The organism is Spongiactinospora rosea, assembly GCF_003315795.1.
Lineage (GTDB): Bacteria > Actinomycetota > Actinomycetes > Streptosporangiales > Streptosporangiaceae > Spongiactinospora > Spongiactinospora rosea.
Map to the genome: position 1 here is coordinate 924,675 of NZ_QMEY01000001.1, position 21,960 is coordinate 946,634.

At 72.4% G+C, this 21,960-nt stretch carries 21 protein-coding genes; 15 read left to right on the top strand and 6 right to left on the bottom strand.

Annotated elements, in window-relative coordinates; translation table 11 throughout:
- Positions 1 to 11 precede the first annotated feature (11 nt).
- Both DP939_RS04870 and DP939_RS04875 read right to left on the bottom strand, forming a co-directional pair.
- On the bottom strand, positions 12 to 929 hold the full coding sequence (locus DP939_RS04870) for a hypothetical protein (RefSeq protein ID WP_147267873.1): 918 nt from the start codon (positions 927 to 929) through the stop codon (positions 12 to 14).
- On the bottom strand, positions 926 to 1,321 hold the full coding sequence (locus DP939_RS04875) for a PadR family transcriptional regulator (protein ID WP_113979517.1): 396 nt from the start codon (positions 1,319 to 1,321) through the stop codon (positions 926 to 928). The genes DP939_RS04870 and DP939_RS04875 overlap by 4 nt, the downstream gene beginning before the upstream one ends.
- A gap of 239 nt (positions 1,322 to 1,560) precedes the next feature.
- On the opposite strand from DP939_RS04875, the gene DP939_RS04880 reads away from it, so the two are divergent.
- The 4 genes from DP939_RS04880 (at position 1,561) to DP939_RS04895 (ending at position 6,569) form a co-directional block, all read left to right on the top strand.
- Entirely contained in the window at positions 1,561 to 3,276 is a 1,716-nt protein-coding gene (locus DP939_RS04880) for an ABC transporter ATP-binding protein (protein ID WP_199564933.1), read from the top strand.
- On the top strand, positions 3,273 to 5,123 hold the full coding sequence (locus DP939_RS04885) for an ABC transporter ATP-binding protein (RefSeq protein WP_113979276.1): 1,851 nt from the start codon (positions 3,273 to 3,275) through the stop codon (positions 5,121 to 5,123). The genes DP939_RS04880 and DP939_RS04885 overlap by 4 nt, the downstream gene beginning before the upstream one ends.
- Positions 5,124 to 5,133: 10 nt before the next feature.
- The gene (locus DP939_RS04890) at positions 5,134 to 6,099 is read left to right on the top strand and encodes an SDR family NAD(P)-dependent oxidoreductase (RefSeq protein ID WP_113979279.1); all 966 of its coding nucleotides are present in this window, start codon (positions 5,134 to 5,136) and stop codon (positions 6,097 to 6,099) included.
- A gap of 128 nt (positions 6,100 to 6,227) precedes the next feature.
- Entirely contained in the window at positions 6,228 to 6,569 is a 342-nt protein-coding gene (locus DP939_RS04895; RefSeq protein ID WP_113979281.1) for a hypothetical protein, read from the top strand.
- A gap of 75 nt (positions 6,570 to 6,644) precedes the next feature.
- Here DP939_RS04895 and DP939_RS04900 read toward each other — a convergent pair whose 3' ends face one another.
- Entirely contained in the window at positions 6,645 to 7,469 is an 825-nt protein-coding gene (locus tag DP939_RS04900) for an MBL fold metallo-hydrolase (RefSeq protein ID WP_113979283.1), read from the bottom strand.
- A 96-nt stretch (positions 7,470 to 7,565) separates the two neighbouring features.
- Here DP939_RS04900 and DP939_RS04905 point away from each other — a divergent pair, with 96 nt between their 5' ends.
- The 8 genes from DP939_RS04905 to DP939_RS04940 all read left to right on the top strand — a co-directional run bounded on the left by DP939_RS04905 (position 7,566) and on the right by DP939_RS04940 (position 14,904).
- Positions 7,566 to 9,380, top strand: a complete 1,815-nt coding sequence (locus tag DP939_RS04905; RefSeq protein ID WP_113979286.1) for a glycosyltransferase family 2 protein — start codon at positions 7,566 to 7,568, stop codon at positions 9,378 to 9,380.
- Positions 9,381 to 9,479: 99 nt separating this feature from the next.
- Positions 9,480 to 10,502 carry an energy-coupling factor ABC transporter permease gene (locus tag DP939_RS04910; protein WP_113979288.1) on the top strand — a complete coding sequence of 341 codons (1,023 nt, stop codon included), beginning with the start codon at positions 9,480 to 9,482 and terminating at the stop codon, positions 10,500 to 10,502.
- Positions 10,503 to 10,506: 4 nt separating this feature from the next.
- Positions 10,507 to 11,277: a cobalt ECF transporter T component CbiQ gene (cbiQ, locus tag DP939_RS04915; RefSeq protein ID WP_113979291.1), complete on the top strand. Its 771-nt coding sequence runs from the start codon at positions 10,507 to 10,509 to the stop codon at positions 11,275 to 11,277.
- A complete protein-coding gene (locus DP939_RS04920) occupies positions 11,274 to 12,038 on the top strand; it encodes an energy-coupling factor ABC transporter ATP-binding protein (RefSeq protein ID WP_113979293.1) in 765 nt (254 codons plus the stop codon). Before cbiQ ends, DP939_RS04920 begins: the two co-directional genes overlap by 4 nt.
- A gap of 54 nt (positions 12,039 to 12,092) precedes the next feature.
- Positions 12,093 to 12,434: an STAS domain-containing protein gene (locus tag DP939_RS04925; protein ID WP_113979295.1), complete on the top strand. Its 342-nt coding sequence runs from the start codon at positions 12,093 to 12,095 to the stop codon at positions 12,432 to 12,434.
- A 56-nt stretch (positions 12,435 to 12,490) separates the two neighbouring features.
- Positions 12,491 to 13,267, top strand: coding sequence for an SDR family NAD(P)-dependent oxidoreductase (locus DP939_RS04930; RefSeq protein WP_113979297.1), 777 nt, complete (start codon positions 12,491 to 12,493; stop codon positions 13,265 to 13,267).
- 49 nt (positions 13,268 to 13,316) lie between these two features.
- Entirely contained in the window at positions 13,317 to 14,081 is a 765-nt protein-coding gene (locus DP939_RS04935) for a crotonase/enoyl-CoA hydratase family protein (RefSeq protein ID WP_113979300.1), read from the top strand.
- Between the two features lie 181 nt (positions 14,082 to 14,262).
- Positions 14,263 to 14,904, top strand: coding sequence for a rhomboid family intramembrane serine protease (locus tag DP939_RS04940; RefSeq protein WP_113979303.1), 642 nt, complete (start codon positions 14,263 to 14,265; stop codon positions 14,902 to 14,904).
- 29 nt (positions 14,905 to 14,933) lie between these two features.
- Here DP939_RS04940 and serC read toward each other — a convergent pair whose 3' ends face one another.
- Positions 14,934 to 16,046 carry a phosphoserine transaminase gene (gene serC / locus DP939_RS04945; RefSeq protein WP_113979306.1) on the bottom strand — a complete coding sequence of 371 codons (1,113 nt, stop codon included), beginning with the start codon at positions 16,044 to 16,046 and terminating at the stop codon, positions 14,934 to 14,936.
- 208 nt (positions 16,047 to 16,254) lie between these two features.
- Here serC and DP939_RS04950 point away from each other — a divergent pair, with 208 nt between their 5' ends.
- Positions 16,255 to 18,759 carry an ABC transporter substrate-binding protein gene (locus DP939_RS04950; RefSeq protein WP_113979309.1) on the top strand — a complete coding sequence of 835 codons (2,505 nt, stop codon included), beginning with the start codon at positions 16,255 to 16,257 and terminating at the stop codon, positions 18,757 to 18,759.
- 63 nt (positions 18,760 to 18,822) lie between these two features.
- Here the strand turns inward: DP939_RS04950 and DP939_RS04955 are convergent, their stop codons facing one another.
- A complete protein-coding gene (locus DP939_RS04955; RefSeq protein ID WP_113979311.1) occupies positions 18,823 to 19,929 on the bottom strand; it encodes a citrate synthase 2 in 1,107 nt (368 codons plus the stop codon).
- A 168-nt stretch (positions 19,930 to 20,097) separates the two neighbouring features.
- On the opposite strand from DP939_RS04955, the gene pdxH reads away from it, so the two are divergent.
- Both pdxH and DP939_RS04965 read left to right on the top strand, forming a co-directional pair.
- Positions 20,098 to 20,751, top strand: a complete 654-nt coding sequence (pdxH, locus tag DP939_RS04960; RefSeq protein WP_113979314.1) for a pyridoxamine 5'-phosphate oxidase — start codon at positions 20,098 to 20,100, stop codon at positions 20,749 to 20,751.
- A gap of 128 nt (positions 20,752 to 20,879) precedes the next feature.
- Positions 20,880 to 21,509, top strand: coding sequence for a GAP family protein (locus tag DP939_RS04965; RefSeq protein WP_113979316.1), 630 nt, complete (start codon positions 20,880 to 20,882; stop codon positions 21,507 to 21,509).
- A 21-nt stretch (positions 21,510 to 21,530) separates the two neighbouring features.
- Here the strand turns inward: DP939_RS04965 and DP939_RS04970 are convergent, their stop codons facing one another.
- Positions 21,531 to 21,926 (bottom strand): SHOCT domain-containing protein, encoded by a 396-nt coding sequence (locus tag DP939_RS04970; RefSeq protein ID WP_113979319.1) that lies wholly within the window; start codon positions 21,924 to 21,926, stop codon positions 21,531 to 21,533.
- Positions 21,927 to 21,960: the final 34 nt, after the last annotated feature.

The window sequence follows — 21,960 nt, forward strand, 5'->3', positions numbered from 1 at the left end:
GAAAGGCTCGGTCAGAGCAGGGCGTGCCGGCTCGCCCTGTGGGCGGCCGTCGCGGCGGCCGAGGTCAGGAAGACCAGCAGGGCCAGGTGCGCGTAGTCGCCCCGGGTGGCGGTGCCGATGTTCTCCGCCAGTTCGACGACCTCTACGGGCAGGCAGAGCAGGGCGGCGAGCGCCCAGCGGGGGTCCGCGGCGACGTGCCCGGCCCATACGGCGAGCAGCAGCAGGCCGATTTCCAGGGCGGTCCTGCCGGGCGTCGCGGTGGGGTCGGTGAGGGCGCGCATGTCGGTGTTGACGCCGATGAGCAGCGGTACGGCCAGGGTCCACCGCCAGGAGCGGGCACGGGGGGCGGCCCGTCGTACGGCGAGCACCGCCGCGCCCAGGAAGACCAGCGCGTGCGCGGTCGCCGGGGCCGCCGGGCCGCCCGTGGACAGCAGCGCGGGCACCCCCCACTCCCGGGGCAGCGGGTCGGCGAACACCGGCAGCAGTGTGTCGTCCAGCCACGGCAGGCCGAGGCCGATCGCGGCCACCTTGACGCTGGTCAGGGCGGCGGCGGGGAGCGCGAGCCAGAACCGGCGGCGGGCCACGGCCACCGCCGTGAACACCGCGAGGCCGGTCCACAGCGGGATCGTCCCGGCGTAGGGCAGCAGCATGGCGACGTTCGCGACCGCCAGCGCGGTGATCGCCAGATGCACGGCGTCGGCCCACGCCGGACCCTGGGCGGCCTGGACGGCCCGCGTCCGCAGGCCCCCGGCGAGCAGCGCCACCGTCTCGGTGAGCGGCGGCGTCGAACGATGCGGCTCGGCCGTCGCCAGCAGCGTGGCGATCAGCTCCTCACCGTGCCCGGCGCGGTAACCGCGGGGGTAGGCGAGCAGCATCCGCCGGTACCTGCGTTCCAGGGGCCCTGGCGGGGTCGGCGAGGTCACGGTCATGTCGGCGCCGGTCGCCACCCGAGCGCCAGACCGAGCGCCGATCGGGAGGTCATCGGTGCGAACGCCGACCCGGGCAGCGCCCGCCCGGCCACCACCGAGGCGGCCTGCCGCATCCGCTCGGCCTCGGTCAGCACCAGCCTGGTGCCGTCGTCGGTGAGCCGGAAGTAACGCCGCGGCCGCCCGTCCACCACCTCTTCCCGCTCGACCGCGATGAGCCCGTTCCCGGCCAGCCGATCGAGCGCGCCGTACAACGTCCCCACGGGCAACTTGACCCGCCCCTCGGACAGCCCGAGCACATGCTTGATGATCCCGTGCCCGTGCAACGGCCCGTCCAGCAGCGCGGCCAGAATGAAGTACGTCGACTCACTGACCGGCCCAGATCCCTTAGCCATGCCGTCGACCATACTTCGCCCCACGAAGCATCGTCAATTCGGTTGCCCCGCCCGCGGGCGGTCTGTTGTACTGCCGGACGGGAAAGCGTCGAGAAATCGGGAGGCGTCATGCGAGCAACCGTCGTGTCCAACTCAGCGGTCATCGCCACCTATCCCGAAGGACATGACGCTTGTCGCCGACCGACGTATCGAGACCTCAGACTCATGTAACGGACACTGACGCCCGCGTCCGGCGGGCGGTGCTCAGGGAGCTGCGCCCTGGGCCGCGGCCGGCGTTGGCGCTGGCCGGGGCGGTCGTCGCCGCCACCGTGCTGCCGCTGGCGGCTCCGCAGCTCACCCGGATCTTCGTGGACGACGCCATCGCCGGGGCGAGCCTGGCCCATCTGACGCTGGTCGCGGCGGGATATCTCGCGTTCGCGGTCGCGGGGCAGGGCGCGCGGGTGCTCACCGCGTGGCTGGCGAGCATCCTGGCCTGGGACGGCACCGACCGGTTGCGCGAACGGCTCGCCGCGCACGCGCTCGGCCTGGACATGGCCTTCCACGCCGGGCACCCGCCGGGGGAGATGATCGAGCGGGTGGACGGCGACGTGGTCGCCGTCGCCGACTTCGTGGTGGCGTTCCTGCTGGACGTGGTGGCGAGCGTGCTGCTGCTGGCCGGGGTGGTCGTCGTCGTGCTGGCGGTGGACCCGCGGGTCGGCGGGGCGCTGCTGGCGTACTGCGCGCTGGCCGGGTTCTTGATGGCCCGCGCGCAAAGGCTCGCCGTGCCCTCGGCGGCCAGGTCCCGCGCGGCGGGCGCGGTCATGTACGGCCACATGGAGGAACGGCTGGCGGGCGTGGAGGACATCCGCGCCAACGGGGCGGGCGAGCACCTGGTGGGCCGCTTCCACCAGGTGAGCGCCGCCTGGTTCCGGGCCGACAGGCGCGGCGCGCAGGTGGGCACGGTGGTCATCGCGGGCACGTCCGTGGCGTTCGCGGCGGGCACGGCGCTGGTGCTCGGCCTGGCCGTGTGGATCGGCCGCTCGGGCGCGCTGAGCGTCGGCACGGCGGTGCTGCTCTTCCAGTACGCCCAGATGGTCCGCACCCCGTTCGAGCGGCTGATCGACCAGTTGCAGCACTACCAGGCGGCGCTCGCCGGGATGGCCAGGATCGGGGCCCTGCTCGCCGAACGCCGTACCCTGCCCGACCCCGCACGCCCGGTGCCGCTGCCCGCCGCCGGGCCGCTCGCGCTGCGCTTCGACGGCGTCGGATTCGCCTACGCCGACGACGACACGGAGGTCCTGACCGGCATCGATCTCACGCTCGCGCCCGGCGAGACCCTGGGCCTGGCCGGGCGCACCGGCAGCGGCAAGACCACGATCGGCAGGCTGACACTGCGCCTGTACGACCCCACCCGGGGCGCGGTACTGGCCGGTGGAGTGGACCTGCGCGACGCCGACCCGCTCTCGGTGCGGCGGCGGATCGGCGTCGTCACCCAGGACGTGCAGATCTTCGCGGCCAGCGTCAGGGACAACCTCACGCTGTTCCGGCCGATCGCGGACGACGCGCGGCTGCGCGAGGTGCTGACCGAGGTCGGCCTGGCCGACTGGCTGGCCGGGCTGCCGGACGGGCTGGACAGCCGGCTCACCCGGGCGGCGGCCGGGCTGTCGGCGGGGGAGGCGCAACTGCTGGCCTTCGCCAGGGCGTTCCTGATCGACCCCGGGCTGGTGGTGCTGGACGAGGCGGCCGGGCGGCTCGACCCGGCCACCGAGCGGCGCGTCGAACGGGCCGTGGACCGGCTGCTGGACGGGCGTACCGGGGTGATCATCGCGCACCGGCTGTCGTCGCTGGCCAAGGTGGACAAGATCGCGGTGATCGAGGACGGCCGGATCGTGGAGTACGGCCGCCGCGCCGACCTCGCCGCCGACGCCGGCAGCCGGTTCGCCGGGCTGCTCGCCGCCGCGGGGGTGACCCGATGAGCCGCGGACGTCCGGTGCTCCGGGTGGCCGGGCGGGTGGCCGTCACCCCCGGCCTCGGCCGGTACCTGGCCGGGATGCTGCTGTGGCTGCCCCACCCGGTCCTGCCGCTGCTCGGCGGCCTGGTGCTCAAGCTGCTGTTCGACCAGATGAGCGGGCACGCCGCGGCCGGTATGGACCAGGTCGTGTGGCTGTGCGCGGCGTTCGTCGGGGTGGAGGTGCTGCGCGGCCTGGTCCTGATCGTGGCCTGGATACACGGGGTCTACTGGTGGGACGGCGCGGCGACCGTACTGCGGGCCAACGTGCTGCGCTCGATCCTCACCGCGCCCGGCACCGCCGCCGCCCGTCAGCCGTACTCGCCGGGCGAGTCCCTGGCCCGGCTCCGCGACGACGTGGGCGACCTCGTCGACTTCACCGACGAGAGCGTGCCCCTGGCGGGCGCGACCGTCTTCGCCGCCGGGGCGCTGGGCATCATGGCGTCCATCGACCACGTCATCACCCTGATCCTGCTGGTCCCCATGCTGGTCATCGGGGTGCTGAGCCGGGCGTTGAGCGAGGTCGTACGGCGGTTGCGCAGGCGGGCCCGCGTCCTCGGCTCGGTCGTCACCGCCTTCATCGGCGACGCGTTCGCCGGGGCGCTGGCGATCAAGACCGCGGGCGCGGAGGACGCCGTGCTGACCCGGCTGCGCGCGCACAACCGCGACCGCCGTGCCGCCGCCGTCAAGGACCGCCTGGCCACCGACCTGCTGGACACCGTGACCGGGACCACCGTGGAGATCGGCATCGGCCTGGTGCTGCTGCTCGCCGCGCCCGCCATGCGCCGCGGCGACTTCACCGTGGGCGACCTCGCGCTGTTCACCGGCTACGTCGGCTGGCTCGCGACGCTGCCGCGCGCGATCGGCGGCATCCTGCACCGGGTGCCCCAGGCGGCGGTGTCCATCGAACGCCTCGGCGAGCTGATGGCCCCGCACGAGGACGCCCGCGACCTGTCGCGACGTACGGGCCTGTGGCTGCGCGGGGAGCCGCCGCCCGCCGTGCCCGCGCCGCCGCCGCACGCCGACCCCCTCCAGGTCCTGGAGGCGCGCGGCCTCACCGTACGGCACGCGGGCGGCGACCGCGGCGTCCACGGCATCGACCTGCGCATCCCCAGGGGGTCGTTCACCGTGATCACGGGCGCGGTCGGCGCGGGCAAGACCACCCTGGTACGCGCCCTGCTCGGCCTGGTGCCGCTGGACGCCGGTTCGATCACCTGGAACGGCCGGCGCGTCGATGACCCGGGCACGTTCATGGTCCCCGGCCGGGTCGCCTACGCGGGCCAGGTACCCCGCCTGTTCTCCGAGACCCTGCGGGAGAACCTGCTGCTCGGCCTGCCCGCCGACGACGCCGAGGTCGCCCGGGCGCTGGAACTGGCCGTCTTCGACCGCGACGTGGCCGCGATGCCCGGCGGCCTGGCGACGGTCGTGGGGCCGCGCGGCGTACGGCTGTCCGGCGGGCAGGTGCAGCGGGCCACCGCCGCGCGGGCCCTGGTCAGGGCGCCCGACCTGCTCGTCGTGGACGACCTGTCCTCCGCGCTGGACGTCGAGACCGAGGAACTGCTCTGGGACCGTGTGGCCGCCGCCGCCCGCGACGGGCGCGGCCCGGACACCCTCCTGGTGGTCTCCCACCGCAGGGCCGCCCTCGAACGCGCCGACCGGATCGTGGTCCTGGACCGCGGCCGGATCGCCGGCGAGGGCGCGCTCGGCGACCTGCTCGCCACCTGCCCGGAGATGCGCCGCCTGTGGGGCGGCGAACGGCTCGCCGAGGCGGAGGAGGGAGGTCCGGCTTGGCCTGGAGCGCGCTCCACTCCGTAGGCTCCGCAGCATGACTACCGCTCAACACAAGATCGGATCAGGGTTCGGCGCGCGCAGTACCGCGGAGGAGGTACTGCGCGGTGTCGATCTGTCCGGGAAACTCGCCATCGTCACCGGCGGCTACTCGGGCCTCGGACTGGAGACCACCCGGGCGCTCGCCCGCGCCGGCGCCCGCGTGGTGGTGCCGGCGCGGCGCAAGGGCGCGGCGGAGCAGGCGGTCGCGGGGATCGACGGCGTCGAGGTGGACGAACTCGACCTCGCGGACCTGGCGAGCGTGCGCGGGTTCGCCGAGCGCTTCCTGGCCTCGGGGCGCGGCATCGACATGTTCATCGGCAACGCGGGGATCATGGCCCTGCCCGAGCGGACCCTGGCCGGCCCCGGCTGGGAGGCGCAGTTCGCCACCAACCACCTCGGGCACTACACGCTGGTCAACCTGCTCTGGCCGGCCATCGAGGCGGGCGGCGCGCGGGTGATATCGGTCTCCTCCGGTGGCCACCGCCGCAGCCCGATCCGCTGGGACGACCTTCATTTCACCGGCGGCTATGACAAGTGGCAGGCGTACGGGCAGGCCAAGACGGCGAACGTGCTGTTCGCCGTGAGGCTCGACGAACTCGGCAGGGACGCGGGCGTACGGGCGTTCGCGCTGCACCCCGGCGGGATCATGACGCCGTTGCAGCGGCACATGCCCAAGGCCGAGATGGTCGCCATGGGCTGGATCGACGAGGACGGCAACGTCGCCAACCCCTCCTTCAAGACGCCGGAACAGGGCGCCGCCACCCAGGTCTGGGCGGCGACCTCACCGCGCCTGGCGGGCCTGGGCGGGCTGTACTGCGAGGACTGCGACATCGCCGAGCAGGTCCCCGACCAGGGCGATTTCACCTCGGGCGTGCGCGGATACGCGATCGACCGGGAGCAGGCGTCCCGGCTGTGGACGCTCTCCGCGGAACTGACCGGCGTGGACGCGTTCGCCCGCTGACCGCTCCGCGGCTGACTTAGCGGACATGTCCGCAATGCGTCCGGGGTTTGTCCATCCCGGCTGCGACGCTTCTCGTGTCGGTTCGGCGGCCCCCGCCGGGCCGGATTCTCAACACACGGAGGATTCACATGAGCACGAGGAGCAAGCTGTTCGCGACCATCGCGGCGCTTCCCCTCGCGGGTGCGGCCCTGCTGGCCGTGTCCGCTCCCGCATCCGCCACCGCTCCGCCCGCGCCGAACTGTGTGGTCGGCTACGTCTGCGTGCAGTTCACCAACGGCGCCGTCGAGGCGATCCCGGGTGGCGCGACCCGGACCTACAACCCCGCCGCCACCATGGTCGGCATCACCAACGGCTCGGCCTACGACTACTGCGTCGACGGCAGCCCGGACTTCCAGCTGAAGTCGGGCTGGTACCGCGACGAGGTTCAGCCCATCACCCGCATCGCTCCCGGCGAGGTCTGCACCTCCTGATCCTCTGAGACCGTCCGCCCCCTCCCTCCGGAGCGATTTCCGGGGGCCGGAACCGGGGGGAGGGTGGTGGTCGATTCAGCCCGTCCGGGCCTCGCCCCTCAGGAACTCGATGTAGCGGTCCGCCGAGGACCGCAGCGCGTCCTTGGCTCCCTCCCGGAGCACGGGCGTCCACCAGCCGCCGTAGATGCGGTCGAACGCGTAGGGCGCCACGGCGTCCACGACCCGCCGTACGTCGCGCTCGGGCAGCGGCAGCCGGTTGGGGGCACTCCACACGAACGTCAGCCGGTCCTCGCCGGGCGTGACGAAGATCGTGTCACCGGTGAACAGCGCTCCCGCGCCGCCCGCCCCCTCGGCCCAGTGGACCACCGAGCTGCCGGGGAAATGACCGCCGCACTGGATCAGCGTGACGCCGGGCAGCACGTCCAGCACGCCCGACCAGGTGCGCACGGCCGGTGACGGCCGCGGCAGCCACGAGGCGTCCACCTCGGGCAGCAGGATCTCCGCCCCGAAGGCCTCGCTCCACACCACGATCGAGCCGTAGAAGTGGGGATGGCTCGCGCTCACCGCGCGCAACCCGCCCGCCTCCCGAACCGCCCGCACGGCGTCGTCGTCGATGAACCCCGACGGGTCCCAGAGCAGGTTGCCCTCCGCAGTGCGGACCAGCAGCGACCGCTGCCCGATGGCGACCTGCGGAGCCGCGCCGATCCCCAGCAGCCCCGGCTCGATCTCCCTGATGTCGGCGCGGTGACCCGCCGCCGACAGCTCGGCCAGGGTCGTCCAGCGCTGGCCGCCCGGCGGCACCCACTGGCGCTCGTCGGCGCAGATGTGGCACGTGGACGGCGGCGACTCCGCCTCCGGGTAGTGATTCGCGCAGGTGGCGCACACCCAAGGATGGCTCATCGCCTCATGATCTCATGATCGCCCGCGGACGGCCCGACACTCCGATTCGGCGGAACCGCCACGCCGTGCGACCGTCCGGACACATACTGGAGCGCCATGGACTCGGTGCGCGGGCGTGTCGCAGGGCCGGTGGGAGCGGCCCCGGTGGTGACGCAGGTCGATGTCAGCGTGGTGGTGCCGGTGCGCGACCGCCGGTCGTACCTCGACAGGTGCCTGACGTCGCTGCTGGTCCAGCGGGTGGCGCTGGAGATCGTGGCGGTGGACGACGGGTCGGCCGACGGCGGCGGCGACCTGCTCGACCTGTACGCCGCGCACCACCCCGGAGTGGTCAAGGTGCTGCGCCTGGACCGCCCGATGGGCGCCGGACGCGCCCGCAACCTCGGCCTGGCCAACGCCCGCGGCCGGTACGTGTTCTTCTGCGACGCCGATGACCACCTGGGCCCCGAGGCGCTGGAGCGGATGACCGCGATGGCCGACCGCAACGGCTCCGACATCGTGCTCGGCCGGGTCGTCGGCCCCGGCCGCGTGATGTTCGAGGCCGACATCGACCGCGCGCCGCTCGGCGACAGCCCCGTCTACAACAGCCTGAGCTGCTGCAAGCTGTTCCGCAGGGCGATGCTGACCGCGCACGACATCACCTTCGCCGAAGACCTCCGGGTGGGCGAGGACATGGTCTTCACCAGCCACGCCTACTGCCACGCCGGGGTGATCTCCGTGGTCGCCGGGCACGACTGCCACCACCTGGGCGCCGGCGTCACGCAGGAGGACGTCGGCCGCGACCCCGTCCGCCGGCTGCGGATGATCAGGCGGCCGATGGAGCTCGTCGCCGGGCACGTACCGCCGGGGCCGCTGCGCGACCACCTGATGCGCCGCCACTTCCGGCACGATGCGCTCGCCCACCTGGGCGCGCCGTTCCTGGCCGCCGGGGACGTGGCGCGCAAGGAGATCGCCGCCGAGATCGCCGCTTTGTGCGAACGCTGGCTGACCGACGGCGTGCGCGAACGGCTGAGCGCGCCGGAACGCCGCAAGCTGGCCGCGCTCGACGACATCGACCAGCTCGTCCGGCTGGCCCGCGTCGAGGCGTCGGCGGTGACCAGGCGGCTCACCGAGATCGCCTGGGCGGGCGACCTGCTCACCCTGCGCGGCGAGGCGGCCCTGGACGGCGGCCCCGACCTGGACTTCACGGTGTCGGTGCTGCTCCGCCCGCGCGGGCCCGCCGCGCACGGCGAACGCTCCTTCCCGGTGTGGTCGGGCGGCGGCAGGTTCGCCGGGGTGATCGACCTGCGCGACCTGCCGTCCGGAGTGTGGAACGTGCACGTGGCGATCACCTGCGAGGGCGTGACCAGGCTCGGCAGGCTGCGCCCTGAGCGCACGGACGCCGCGCCCGGCCCGCGGCTGCTCGGCGAACGCGCGGCGGTGCCCTACTTCACCCGCGTGCAGGGCAATCTCAGCATCGACCTGGGCGGGCACGTGGCCGCGGTGCCCTGCGCGGTGAAGATCACCGAGGCCGGGTGGGGCCGGGGCAACCGGCTGCTGCTCGGCGGGCGCGTCACGGTCGGCGACGCCGTCCCGGGGGCCGGGACGGTGCGCAGGCTGGTGTGGCGGGAACGCCGGTCGGGGCGGGAGCGCGGCCGGACGGTCACCGACCTGCCGGGTGGCGGGTTCGCGGTGTCCCAGGGCTGGGAGGACTTCGCGGGCGGCGTGTGGGACGCCTACCTGGAGCTGGACCTCGGCGGGCCGCCGGTGCGCTGCCGGATCGACGCGGGCGTCCCGGTGCAGCCGCGCGCCTGGTGGCGGTGGGCGGTCAGGCGTACGGTGCGGCCCTATTCGACGTCCGGCAGGGGGCGGCTGAGCGTGAGGGTCAGGAACGTTCCGGTACGCCGTGCGGTGCGCCGGTTGCTGCGATGGTGATTCCTCAGTTGCCACCCACTTGCACGTGCAATCCGATCCCTTAAAGTTAGTGACATATTCCCGTTTTCGGGGATACTTCCCCAGGTCGGGAGGCTCACCGTGCATGTCCCCGATGGCTTCTTCACCCTTCCCGTCTCCGTAAGTGCCGGTGTGGTCGCCGCCGCCGGTGTCGCGGTCTGCCTCCGCGCGACGCGCCGCGAACTCGACGACCGGACCGCCCCCATGGCCGGCCTGGTGGCCGCCTTCGTCTTCGCCGTCCAGATGCTCAACTTCCCGGTCGCCGCGGGCACCAGCGGCCACCTGCTCGGCGGCGCGCTGGCCGCGGTACTGGTGGGCCCGTACACGGCCGTGCTGTGCATGGCGGTGGTCCTGCTGGTGCAGGGGCTCGCCTTCGCGGACGGCGGGCTGAGCGCGCTCGGCGTCAACATCACGCTCATGGGCATCGTCACCGCGGCCGTCGGCTGGGGCGTGTTCCTGCTGGTCAAGCGGCTGTTCGGGGGCGGGAGGGGCGCTGTCGTGGCGGGCGCGTCCGCGGGGGCGCTGGTCTCCGTGCCGGTGTCGGCGCTGGTGTTCACGCTGCTGTTCTGGATCGGCGGCAACGCGCCCATCGAGGTCGGCACGGTGGCGGCGGCGATGGGCGGCGTCCACGTGCTGATCGGGATCGGCGAGGCGCTGATCACCGCGGTCACGGTGAGCACCGTGCTGGCCGTGCGGCCCGACCTGGTGTACGGCGCGCGCGGCCTGACCGGGGCGCTCGTGCTGCGCGGCCCGGACGGCGAGACCACCGAGGCCGCGCAGGAGACCCGGCCGATGACACGGCCCGGGCGCCCAGGGCGGTTCCTGCTGAGTGGCATCGTGCTCGCCGCGCTGCTCGCCGGGGTCGCCAGCTTCTTCGCCTCGGCCTCGCCCGACGGCCTGGAGCGGGTCGCCGAGGACGCCGGGTTCATCTCATCGGCCACCGACCACCCGCTGGGCGGGCAGCCGCTGGCCGACTACGGCGAGGCGGGCGGCATCCCGGTCGGGATCGCCGGGCTGGTCGGCGTCGGGGTGACGGCGGTGGTCGGCGGCGGCCTGTTCTACGCGGTGGGACGGCGGCGCGTCCGGGCGTACGCGAGGGACTGAGCCGATGGGCGCCGGACACGGTCACCCGATCCACCGGGCGGGCGACACCGCCGTCCACAGGCTGCCGCCGCAGTGCAAGCTGGCGGCGGCGGCCGGGTTCGTCGTCGTGGTCGTGGCCACGCCACGGGAGCTGTTCTGGGCCTTCGCCGCCTACCTGGCGCTGCTCGCGGGCGTCGCGGCGGCGGCCAGGGTGCCTGCGGGCTTCGCGCTGCGGCGGATGGCGATCGAGGTGCCGTTCGTGGTGTTCGCGGTGGCGCTGCCGTTCATCGGGACGGGCCCGCGGGTGCAGGTCGCCGGGCTGGCGCTCAGCGCCGAGGGCCTGTGGGCCGGGTGGAACATCCTGGCCAAGGCCACGCTCGGGGTGCTGACCAGCGTCCTGCTGGCGGCGACCACGCCGCCGCGGGACATCCTGCTCGGGGCGCGGCTGCTGCGGCTGCCCGCGCCGCTGGTGCAGATCGCGATGTTCATGCTGCGGTACCTGGACGTGATCGCGGGCGAGATGCGCCGGATGCGCGTCGCCCGCGAGTCGCGCGGGTTCACCGCCAGGGACGTCCGGCACGTCCCCGCCGTGGCGCGCTCGGCGGGAGCGCTGTTCATCAGGTCCTACGAACGGGGGGAGCGCGTGTACCTGGCGATGCTCAGTCGCGGATACACCGGGACGATGCCGATCACCGGCGACCTGACGGCGACCGGGGGACAGTGGGCGCTGGCGGCCCTGCTGCCCGGCCCGGCGCTTACCGTGCTGCTGGCCGTGCTGCTGGCGGGGGTGCTGTGAACGACGCTCAGGGGTCGGCCGGTGGCCCGCCGTCACTGAAGGTCACCCGGCTCGCGTACGCCTATCCTGATGGCACTCAGGCCCTCTACGGGGTGGACCTGACCATCGCCCGCGGCGAGCGGGTGGCGCTGCTCGGCCCGAACGGCGCAGGCAAGACCACCCTGGTGATGCACCTCAACGGCATTCTCACCCCTGGTCACGGAAGTGTCGCCGTGGCCGGGCTGCCGGTCGGGCGGCGCGACCTGAAGGAGATCAGGCGGCGCGTCGGCCTGGTCTTCCAAGATCCCGACGACCAGCTCTTCATGCCCACCGTGCGCGACGACGTCGCGTTCGGCCCGGCCAACCTCGGGCTGCGCGGTGCGGAGCTGGACCGCGCGGTCACCGGCGCGCTGGAACAGGTCGGCATGCTCGACGCGATCGACCGGCCGCCCCACCACCTGTCCTTCGGCCAGCGGCGGCGGGTCGCGGTGGCGACCGTACTGGCCATGCGCCCGGAGATCCTGGTCCTCGACGAACCGTCCTCCAACCTGGACCCGGCCTCGCGGCGGGAACTGGCCGAGATCCTGCGCTCCCTGGACGTCACGGTGCTGCTGGTCACCCATGATCTGCCGTACGCGCTGGAGCTGTGCGAACGCGCGCTGATCCTCTCCGGCGGAGTGATCGCCGCCGACGGACCGATCCGGGATATCCTCTCCGACCGCGCGCTCCTCGCGGAACACCGCCTGGAGCTGCCGTACGGCTTCGCGGTCCCCGCGCCGTGAGTGCGGGATACGGTGGGATAGTAGGGCGTGTCGAGGGCGACTAGGGATGAGCACATGAAGCTACGGCTGGCACGGCACGCCGTCGGCGATGCCGTGGTGGTGGCGGTCGAGGGCGAACTCGATCTGTTCACGGCCCCTTTCCTGCGCGACGAGGTCCGTGACGCGATCAAGCAGGACGGCTCCAGGCTCGTGCTCGACCTCACCTCGCTCTCGTTCATGGACTCCAGCGGCCTTTCTGTGCTCATCGAGGCGTGGCGGCTGGCGACCGGCGAGGGCGGCGGGGTCTGCCTGGCCGCGCCGCAGGCCCCGGTGGCCCGCATCCTGCGCACCACCGGCCTGGACCGGCGGATCAAGGTCTATCCCGACGTCGACACCGCGGTGTCCACCGAGGTCTGACGGCCTAGGGCGGCCCCCGCGTAGAACTTCATTCGGTGACCGGTTATGGTCCGCTCATGGAGCTGAATGGAGTAGCAGCAATCGTCTCGGGCGGCGCGAGCGGTCTCGGTGAGGCGACGGCCCGCGACCTGGCCGCGCACGGCGCCACGGTGGTCGTCGCCGACCTCAACGAGGAGCGCGGCAAGGCCGTCGCCGACGAGATCGGCGGCCTGTTCGCCCGGTGCGACGTGTCCGACGAGGACCAGGTCACCGCCGCCGTCGAGGCCGCGGTCGCCACCGGCAAGCCGCTGCGCGCGGTGGTCAACAGCGCCGGCATCGGCTGGGCGGCCCGCACGGTCGGCAAGGACGGCTCGCCGCACGACCTGGCGGCCTACCGCAAGGTGATCGACGTCAACCTGGTCGGCACCTTCAACCTGATGCGCATCGCCGCCGCCGCCATCGCCAAGACCGAGCCCGCCGACGAGGACGGCCAGCGCGGCGTGGTGATCAACACCGCCTCGGTGGCCGCGCTGGAGGGCCAGACCGGTCAGATCGCCTACTCCGCCTCCAAGGGCGGCATCGTCGGCATGACCGTGCCCGCGGCGCGCGACCTCGCGGTCATCGGCGTACGGGTCAACACCGTCGCCCCCGGCATCATCGACACCCCGATCTACGGGTTCGGCAGCGGCGACGTGGACGCCTTCAAGGCCCGGCTGGTCGCCCCGGTCGTGTTCCCGAAGCGGATGGGCCGGCCCGCCGAGTTCGCGCACCTGGTGCGCTCGCTGATCGAGAACGACTACGTCAACGCCGAGGTCGTGCGCTTCGACGGAGGCATCCGCTTCCAGCCCAAGTGACCGTTCGTCCTGACCTGCCAGCCCGCCCTGCCCGATTGGAGCCGTGAGCGTGTCCGATGAAGTACTGGTCGAGGTGGACGGCGGCGTCGCCGTCATCACGATCAACCGTCCCAAGTCCAAGAACGCGATCAACGGAGAGGTGGCGCGCGGGATCGCGGCGGCGCTCGACGAGCTGGAGGAGCGCAAGGACGTCGCGGTCTACGTGCTGACCGGCGCGGGCGACTCCTTCAGCGCCGGAATGGACCTCAAGGGGTTCCTGAGCGGCGACTTCCCGCACGTGCCCGGCCGCGGGTTCGGCGGGCTGGTCGAGGCCCCGCCGAAGAAGCCGATCATCGCGGCGGTGGAGGGCTACGCCCTGGCCGGGGGGTTCGAGCTGGCGCTGTCGTGCGACCTGATCGTGGCCTCCGACACGGCGAAGTTCGGCCTGCCCGAGCCGACCAGGGGCCTGATCGCCGGGGCGGGCGGCATCCCGCGGCTGCCCCGGCGCCTGCCGTACCACGTCGCGCTGGAGGTGGCGCTGACCGGCGACCACTACCCGGCCGCCAGGCTGCATGAGCTGGGGCTGGTCAACCGGGTCACCGCGGCGGGCGAGGCGCTGGCGACGGCGCTCGAACTGGCCCGCAGGATCGCCAGGAACGCGCCGCTCGCCGTCGCCGCCACCAAGCGGCTGATGATCGAGTCCGCGGACTGGAGCCTGGACCAGATCTTCGCCAGGCAGGCCGCCACCGTGGACGAGGTCTTCAACTCCAAGGACGCCAAGGAGGGCGCGGCGGCGTTCGCGGAGAAGCGGGCGCCGGTCTGGAAAGGCGAGTAAAGCCAGCCTTAGGCGAGTAAAGCCCGGCTTCAGGCGAGTAAAGCGGTATGCGATGGCCTCTCCCTGGTTCGTACTTGCCGGGGAGGGGCGCGTCCACGCCTGTTCCTGCGTACGGTAAAGGTGTGCGCGGTTTCCTTCAGGGCAGGGTCCGCACACGTCGTCGGCTGCGCCAGGAGAACAGATGAACGACTTCCCGACCGGCTACGGATCACCGGGCTCGGCCAGTGGTGAGCAATTCAAGCGGGGCGTGCGCGAATTCCTCACCGGGGCGCTGGGCAGCGCCCTGCTGCTGGCCCTGCTCGTCGGCGCCATGTGGCTGATCGAGATCATCGACTACACCACCGGCGGCGGACTCGACGCCTACGGCATCGTGGGCTGGAACCCCGACTCGCTGTCCGGCATCCTGTTCGCGCCCTTTCTGCACGGCGGCTTCGGCCACCTGATGGCCAACTCGGTGCCGCTGCTCATCTTGGGCTTCGTGGCCGCGATCCGCGGCATCGGGAAGTTCCTGCTGGCCAGCCTGATCATCGTGGTGGTCAGCGGGGTCGGCGTGTGGCTGACCACCCCGCCCCACTACGTCACCATCGGCGCGAGCGGCCTGGTCTTCGGCTACTTCGGCTACGTGGTCGCCCGCGGGCTGTTCGACCGCAGGGTCCTCGACATCGTGCTCGGCGTGGGGGTCGCGGCGGCCTACTACTCGCTGCTGTGGGGCGTGCTGCCCTCCCAGGAGGGCATCTCCTGGCAGGGCCACCTGTTCGGGCTCATCGGCGGCGTGGTGGCCGCGTGGGTGCTGCGCAGGAAGGGCGCCCTGGCCAGGGCCTGATCGCGCGCCAGGCCCCGGCGGGACGCCGCCTAGAGGCGCTCGACCACGTAGTCGACGCAGACGGTCAGCGCCTCGACGTCGGCCGGGTCGACCGCCGGGTACATCGCCACCCGCAACTGGTTGCGGCCCAGCTTGCGGTAGGGCTCGGTGTCCACGATGCCGTTGGCCCGCAGCACCTTGGCCACCGCGGCGGCGTCGACGTTGTCGGTGAAGTCGATGGTGCCGACCACGTTGGAGCGCTGCGCCGGGTCGGTCACGAACGGCGTGGCGTAGGACGACTTGTCCGCCCAGGTGTACAGGCGCTGCGCCGACTCGGCCGAGCGCGCCGCGCTCCAGGCCAGCCCGCCCTGGGAGTTCATCCACTCGATCTGGTCGGCCAGCAGGAACAGCGTGGCCAGCGCGGGCGTGTTGTAGGTCTGGTCCTTGGCGGAGTTGTCGACCGCCGTGGGCAGGCTGAAGAACTCGGGCACGTACCGCCCCGACTCGGCGATCTCGGTCACCCTGGCCAGCGCCTTCGGCGAGAACAGCCCGAGCCACAGCCCGCCGTCGGAGGCGAAGCTCTTCTGGGGCGCGAAGTAGTAGACGTCGAACTCGCTCGCCTGGACCGGCAGGCCGCCCGCCCCCGAGGTCGCGTCGACCAGCACCAGCGAGTCGTCATCGGCCACCCGCTTGACCGGCATCGCCACGCCGGTCGAGGTCTCGTTGTGGGTGAGCGCGTAGACATCGACGCCCTCTTCGGGCCGCGCCTCCGGGTGCGTGCCCGGGTCGGACTTGATCACCGTCGGGTCGCCCAGCCACGGGGCCTTCGCCACCACCGTGGCGAACTTGGAGGAGAACTCGCCGAAGTTGAGGTGCTGGGAACGTTCCCGGATCAGGCCGAAGGCCGCGATGTCCCAGAACGCCGTGGTGCCGCCGTTGCCGAGCACCACCTCATACCCCTCGGGCAGGCCGAACAGGGAGCCCAGTCCCTCGCGTACGCGCCGGACGATGCGCTTGACCGGCTGCTGCCGGTGCGAGGTGCCCATCACCGAGGCGCCGGAGTCGGCCAGAGCGGCGAGCTGCTCCGGGCGCACCTTGGAGGGGCCGGAGCCGAAGCGGCCGTCGGCGGGCTTGATGTCAGCGGGAATCACGATGTCAGCCACAGCACAAGAGTAGTCAGGCGGCGAGTGCGGCAAGACGCGGGTCCGGATATTGAGAACGTAATCAAATGATCATCCTAGGTGACACCATGAGACGGGGGGCGTGCCTGACATCTGGTGACCGGGGTGGTCCATGGAAGCGATACCGCCGTACACCGCCATCTGTGCGGATCTGGTCCGACGCGGGCTACACGCCCGATTTCTACCGTTCATGCTCTTCACCGGACGCAAGGCCCACATCGTGGTGCGGCATTTCGTCTCGCCGGTCCGCCGCAAGGTGCCGGTGGCCGAGGTCGGGCCCGTCCGGGCCGGTGAGACCGATTCGCTCACCAGGCTCATGGAACGCGTGGCCGGCGAGGACGGCGCGCTGGGCAGGCGGGTGCCCTGGTCGTTCCTGCCGCCGCCGCGCTTTCCGCTCGCGCAGTTCGTGCTGTGGGCGCTGACCAAGGCGGACGCCGAGAACCAGCGTCTCGACCAGCCGCTGCGCGCCTGGCTGCGGCGCGACGGCTTCGCCTGGCAGCGGCCCCTGGACAAGGCCGAGTACATCACCCGGTTCCTGGCCGTCCCCGCGCTGGCGACCGGCTCGGTGTCGGCCGTGATCACCAATGTCTACGACATGGCGGTGTGGGGGGCGGGGGTGATCTGGGGCGTCGCCCTGCTGTTCGCGGTGTCGCTGGCCACGCTGAGCGCCGCCAACTGGTCCACCGGGCACTTCCGGTACCGCTGGTTCGGCTCGCAGCCGTTCCTGCCGCGCGAACCACGGGAGTCCCTGGCCGACTACGTCGCCAGGATCCACGCACTCAAGGACGCCGACCCCGACGGCGACGAGGTGGCCAAACTCCTGGTCAACGCCTTCCACGAAGACCTGCGGATCGCGTACCGGCGGCTGCGGCCCTGGCTGCTGTGGCCGGGCTGGGCGCGCGGCGCGCACGCCGTGCTCGTGCTGACCGACACCGGCCCGGGCACCGCCGGACGCCGCCTGCTCACCCTCATGCACGACGTCCAGGTGCAGGTCGGGCGGCCGGTACCGCTGCTCGTGGTGGCGGCGATGGACGCCCCGCCCGACTTCGACGCCCACCGGCACGCCGGCGCCACCATGACGGACGCCGCCGGCCTCAACGAGGTCTACGCCCGGTGGCGGTCAGGGGCCGAGCGGCCCGCGCCGTGCCCCTACGTCGTCATCGACGTCGGCGACACCGAGCCCGAGGGCGGCGACTCCTCGCATCGGGTGGGCCGGCGCGGCCTCGCCCTGACCTATCGGGCGGCGGTCGTCATGGCCGTCGTGCTTCCGCTGTACGTGACCGCCCGCGCCCTGCTCCCTCCCGTGTGCGCGGCCGGTCTCACGCTTGAGGACGAACAGTGCGTCGGGGTGACGGCCTCCGTGGAGAGCTTCTCCCCGGCCCTCGCCCCGCTGCTCAAACGCATCGACCAGCAGAACAAGGCCATCCACCCGGACGCGAAGTCGTTCACGGTGGTCTACTTCGGCACGCTCACCCAGCGGCCGGGCACGACCGACGTGAGCCCGCTGGTCGGCACGGCGGGCGAGCTGATCGGCATCGCCGCCCGCCAGGCCCGCTACAACGCGCTCGGCGAGCTGCCCAGGATGCGCGTGGAGTTCGCCAACGCGGGCCAGAGCTACGCGCACGCGGCGGCCGTCGCCGAACAGCTCAAACGGCGGGCCGTGGGGGATGAGACCCTGGCCGCGGCCATCGGCCTCGGCTGGAGCCGCGAGGAGATCAGGAACGCCGTCGGAGTCCTCGGCTCGGCGCAGTTGCCGATGGTCAGCACCACCGCCACCGCCGACAACGTGGCGGATGTGGAGGGCAAGCCGTCGGCGTGGTTCTTCCGGCTGCCCGCCGCCAACTCCCGGCAGGCGCGGGCCACGGTGGAGTGGATCACCAAACTGGGCGTGCCCACGACGCGCGGGCGGCGGTTCAAGGGCGAGCAGGTCGCGGTGCTCACCCAGGCCGCCCCGCACGAGCTGTACAGCAAGGACCTCACCGGGTGGTTCATCCGGCTCCTGCCCGGTGTGTCCGAGTACGAGTTCTCCGACGACTCCAAGCTCACCCAGCGGGTGCGCGAGGCGTGCGACCGGGGTACCGAGCTGATCTACTTCTCCGGGCGCGGCGCGCAGCTCGCCACGCTGGCCGACGCTTGGCGCGGCCATTGCGCGGCCCGGGACGTCGCCGTGATGGCGGGCGACGACGTGACCAGGGAGGTCGCCCGGAGTCTCCAGAACGGCGGGTCGGAGCAGAGCCTGGCCCTTCAACTCGTCTCGCTCACCGATCCACGCCGCCAGCCGGACGTCCCAGAGGGCGAGAAGCGCTCGCAGTCGTCCGGGCACCGGGCGGTCATCAACGAATGGGTGACCAAGGCCGCGGCCGACAAGGTCGCCCTGCCGTCATATTCGGCCGGTCACGCGGCGCTCGGCTACGACGCCGCGCTGGTGGTCACGGAGGCGCTGGGCGCGTTCCTCGGCATGGGCGACTTCCTGGACATCTGGGGTGACACGCACGTACGCACGGGGATCCACTACAACCTGCGCGGGCTGAGCGTGGTCGGCGCGACCGGCAAGATCACTTTCGCCGCCGAGTCCGAGGGGCACGACGCGCTGGACCGTCAGGTGTGGCTGGTCAGCGCGGGGGAGAAGGCGTTCAAGGTGCATTACATCTGCACGCCGACCGACGAGAAGGCGGCGTGTGCGCGTCCGAAGTGAGCCGTGGCCCGTGCCGTGAGCGGGGCGGCACGGACCGCGGCTCTTCGTCGGGAGTGGGAAGGGTCAGCGGTCGCTGAGGACCTGGGCCGCCCCCGGAACGTCCGTGACCGACCGCTGGGGCGGTCCGACGTACCGTGCGCTCGGACGGACCAGGCGGCCGGTCCGCTTCTGCTCAAGGATGTGCGCGGCCCATCCGGCCGTACGCGCGCAGGTGAACATGGAGGTGAACATGTGCGGCGGCACCTCGGCGAAGTCGAGCAGCAGGGCCGCCCAGAACTCCACGTTGGTGGCCAGCACGCGGTCCGGCTTGCGGGCGTGCAGTTCGGCCAGCGCGGCCCGCTCAAGCGCCGCGGCGACCTCGTAACGCGGCGAGCCCAGCTCCTGGGCGGTACGCCGGAGCACCCGGGCGCGCGGGTCCTCGGCGCGGTAGACGCGGTGGCCGAAGCCCATCAGCCGCTCGCCGCGGTCCAGCGCCTGCTTGACGTAGGTCTCGGCGTCGCCGATCCGCTCGACCTCCTCGACCATGTGCAGCACCCGCGCGGGCGCGCCGCCGTGCAGCGGCCCCGACATCGCGCCGACCGCCCCGGACAGGGCGGCGGCCACGTCGGCGCCGGTGGAGGCGATGACCCTGGCGGTGAAGGTCGAGGCGTTCATGCCGTGCTCGGCGGCCGAGGTCCAGTACGCGTCGATGGCCTTGACGTGCTTGGGGTCAGGCTCACCGCGCCAGCGGATCATGAATCTCTCGACGATGCTCTCGGCCTGGTCCACCCGGCTCTGCGGGACCATCGGCAGGCCCAGGCCGCGGGCGGACTGCGCGACGAAGCTCAGCGCGGTGACGCTCGCCCTGGCCAGGTCCTCGCGGGCCTCCTTCTCGTCGATGTCGTGCAGCTGGCGGAAGCCGTACGCGGGCGCCAGCATGGCCAGCGCGCTCTGCACATCGACGCGGATGTCACCGGAGTGGACGGGGATCGGGTACGGCTCCGCGGGGGGCAGTCCCGGCTGGAAGTCGTTGTCCACCAGCAGGCCCCATACGTGGCCGAAGGTGACCTTGCCGACCAGCTCTTCGATGTCGACGCCCCGATAGCGCAGGGCGCCACCTTCCTTGTCCGGTTCCGCGATCTCGGACTCGAAAGCCACTACGCCTTCGAGCCCGGGTTTGAAGTCGGACATTCTCGGCCGCCTCCCTTTCCTGAGTCAAAGCCTTGATGTCGAGATACCGGCGGGTGCTATTCAACCCCCTGTCCGGACCCGCCCTGCCGCCGGGCATGCCGAAGAGCCATAGTGCCAGGTAGGGGGCCTGCGCAGGTCATGTACCCGGGCAGGGGAGAATAGCCTCCCGTGGACGCCGCATCGCGCCCCCCTTCGCTGGCGGGGCTTCGCCGTACGTATCAGGGCGAGCCGCTGCTCGAAGCGGACCTCGCCGCCGAGCCGGTGGCGCAGTTCGCCACGTGGTTCTCCGACGCCCTGGACTCCGGGCTGCCCGAACCCAACGCCATGGTCCTGGCCACCGCCTCGGCGGGCGGCCGGCCCAGCGCGCGGACGGTGCTGCTCAAGGGGTACAGCACGCAGGGTTTCGTCTTCTACACCAACTACGAGTCGCGCAAGGGCCGCGACCTCGCCGAGAACGCCAGGGCGTGCCTGCTGTTCCCCTGGCATCCCATCCGGCGCCAGGTCCGCGTGGAGGGGCCGGTGGTACGGCTGTCCAGGGACGAGACGGCCGCCTACTTCCACAGCAGGCCGTACGGCTCGCGGATCGGCGCCTGGGCCTCCCGCCAGTCCGCCGTGGTGGGCTCCAGGGAAGACCTGGACGCCCGCTACGAGGAACTGGCCGAGCGCTGGCCCGACGATCCGCCGGTGCCCGACTTCTGGGGCGGGTTCCGGGTGGTCCCGCAGGAGGTCGAGTTCTGGCAGGGGCAGACCGACCGGATGCACGACCGGCTGCGGTACCGCAGATCGGGGGGCGGCTGGGTGCTGGAACGCCTGGCCCCCTGACGGCCTGTGGCGGACAGGGCCAAGCCGGGGCAGTGATCGATCTATGGATTCATTGATCCGGCTTGCGGGGGAGGCCGGGCCTTCCGGGTAGGCGAGGGGTCTTCACACGCCGCCACGGAAGGACGGCCATGGCTTTTCAGGTGCTTCCGCTGGCCGTCACCATGGTCGCGGGGCCGCAGATCATGTCGGCGATCATCCTTCTCACGCACCGGAGGGTGGTGCGGGTGTCGCTGGCGTACCTCGCCGGGTTCGCGCTCGCGACCGTCGCCGGGGTGGCGCTGGCCCGCCGGATCGCCGCCCTGCTGTCCGGTGTCCTGTCACTCGGCGACCCCGCCGACCGAGGATCGGCGGGCACGATCATCCAGTACATCCTGGTCGGGCTGCTGCTCGTCGCGGTGGTGCGGAACTACCTGGGCCGCACCACCGCCGAGCCGCCATCCTGGCTGGGCACCCTCCTGGGCGCGGGCCCCGGCCGCGCCTTCGTGACCGGGGTGTTGCTGGTCCTGTTGATGCCGACGGACCTGATCGCGATGCTCACCGTCGGCGTGAACCTGGAACAGGACCACGCCCCGCCTTCCGCGGCGATACCGTTCGTGCTGGCCACGGTGTTCCTGCTGGCGCTGCCGCTGCTGGGCTACCTGGCCTTCCGGCAGCGGGTGACCGCCGTCATGCCCCAGGTCCGGGAGTGGATGAACTCGCACGGCTGGCTGATCAACATCGTGGTCTGCCTGCTGTTCATCGTGCTCATCCTGGCCTGAGGCCATGGCCTTATCGGGGCCTCAGCGGGCCAGCACCTTGGCCTTGGCGTGCTCGAACTCCTGCGGGGTGAGGTCGCCGTGGTTCCTGAGGTCGGCCAGCCGGGCGAGTTCGTCGGCCTGGCCGGCGCCCTGGAAGACGCCCCGCTCGGCGGCGGCCTCGTAGTAGCGGGCCTCGCGCGCGGCCAGCGCGGCGACCTCGCGCCTGCCCATCCCCTTGCCGCGGGCGACCAGGTACACGAAGACCCCGACGAGCGGCAGCACGATCACGAAGATCGCCCAGCCGGCCTTGGCCCATCCGTTGAGCGAGTCGTCGCGGAAGATGTCCACGATGACCCGGAAGAGGAGCATCAGCCAGAGCACCCAGAGGAAGAACCACATCATCGTCAGGAAGATGTTCAGCAGCGGGTAGTCGTCCATCGGTCGTCCCCTCCTACCGCGCGTCGGTACGGAC

Coding starts and splice junctions, on each gene's coding strand:
- DP939_RS04930 (WP_113979297.1), top strand. CDS start 12,491: ATGGAGCTGAATGGAGTAGCAGCAATCGTCTCGGGCGGCGCGAGCGGT.
- DP939_RS04875 (WP_113979517.1), bottom strand. CDS start 1,321: ATGGCTAAGGGATCTGGGCCGGTCAGTGAGTCGACGTACTTCATTCTG.
- DP939_RS04870 (WP_147267873.1), bottom strand. CDS start 929: ATGACCGTGACCTCGCCGACCCCGCCAGGGCCCCTGGAACGCAGGTAC.
- DP939_RS04965 (WP_113979316.1), top strand. CDS start 20,880: ATGGCTTTTCAGGTGCTTCCGCTGGCCGTCACCATGGTCGCGGGGCCG.
- DP939_RS04895 (WP_113979281.1), top strand. CDS start 6,228: ATGAGCACGAGGAGCAAGCTGTTCGCGACCATCGCGGCGCTTCCCCTC.
- DP939_RS04970 (WP_113979319.1), bottom strand. CDS start 21,926: ATGGACGACTACCCGCTGCTGAACATCTTCCTGACGATGATGTGGTTC.
- DP939_RS04950 (WP_113979309.1), top strand. CDS start 16,255: ATGCTCTTCACCGGACGCAAGGCCCACATCGTGGTGCGGCATTTCGTC.
- DP939_RS04905 (WP_113979286.1), top strand. CDS start 7,566: ATGGACTCGGTGCGCGGGCGTGTCGCAGGGCCGGTGGGAGCGGCCCCG.
- DP939_RS04925 (WP_113979295.1), top strand. CDS start 12,093: ATGAAGCTACGGCTGGCACGGCACGCCGTCGGCGATGCCGTGGTGGTG.
- DP939_RS04940 (WP_113979303.1), top strand. CDS start 14,263: ATGAACGACTTCCCGACCGGCTACGGATCACCGGGCTCGGCCAGTGGT.
- DP939_RS04900 (WP_113979283.1), bottom strand. CDS start 7,469: ATGAGCCATCCTTGGGTGTGCGCCACCTGCGCGAATCACTACCCGGAG.
- DP939_RS04955 (WP_113979311.1), bottom strand. CDS start 19,929: ATGTCCGACTTCAAACCCGGGCTCGAAGGCGTAGTGGCTTTCGAGTCC.
- DP939_RS04890 (WP_113979279.1), top strand. CDS start 5,134: ATGACTACCGCTCAACACAAGATCGGATCAGGGTTCGGCGCGCGCAGT.
- DP939_RS04885 (WP_113979276.1), top strand. CDS start 3,273: ATGAGCCGCGGACGTCCGGTGCTCCGGGTGGCCGGGCGGGTGGCCGTC.
- cbiQ (WP_113979291.1), top strand. CDS start 10,507: ATGGGCGCCGGACACGGTCACCCGATCCACCGGGCGGGCGACACCGCC.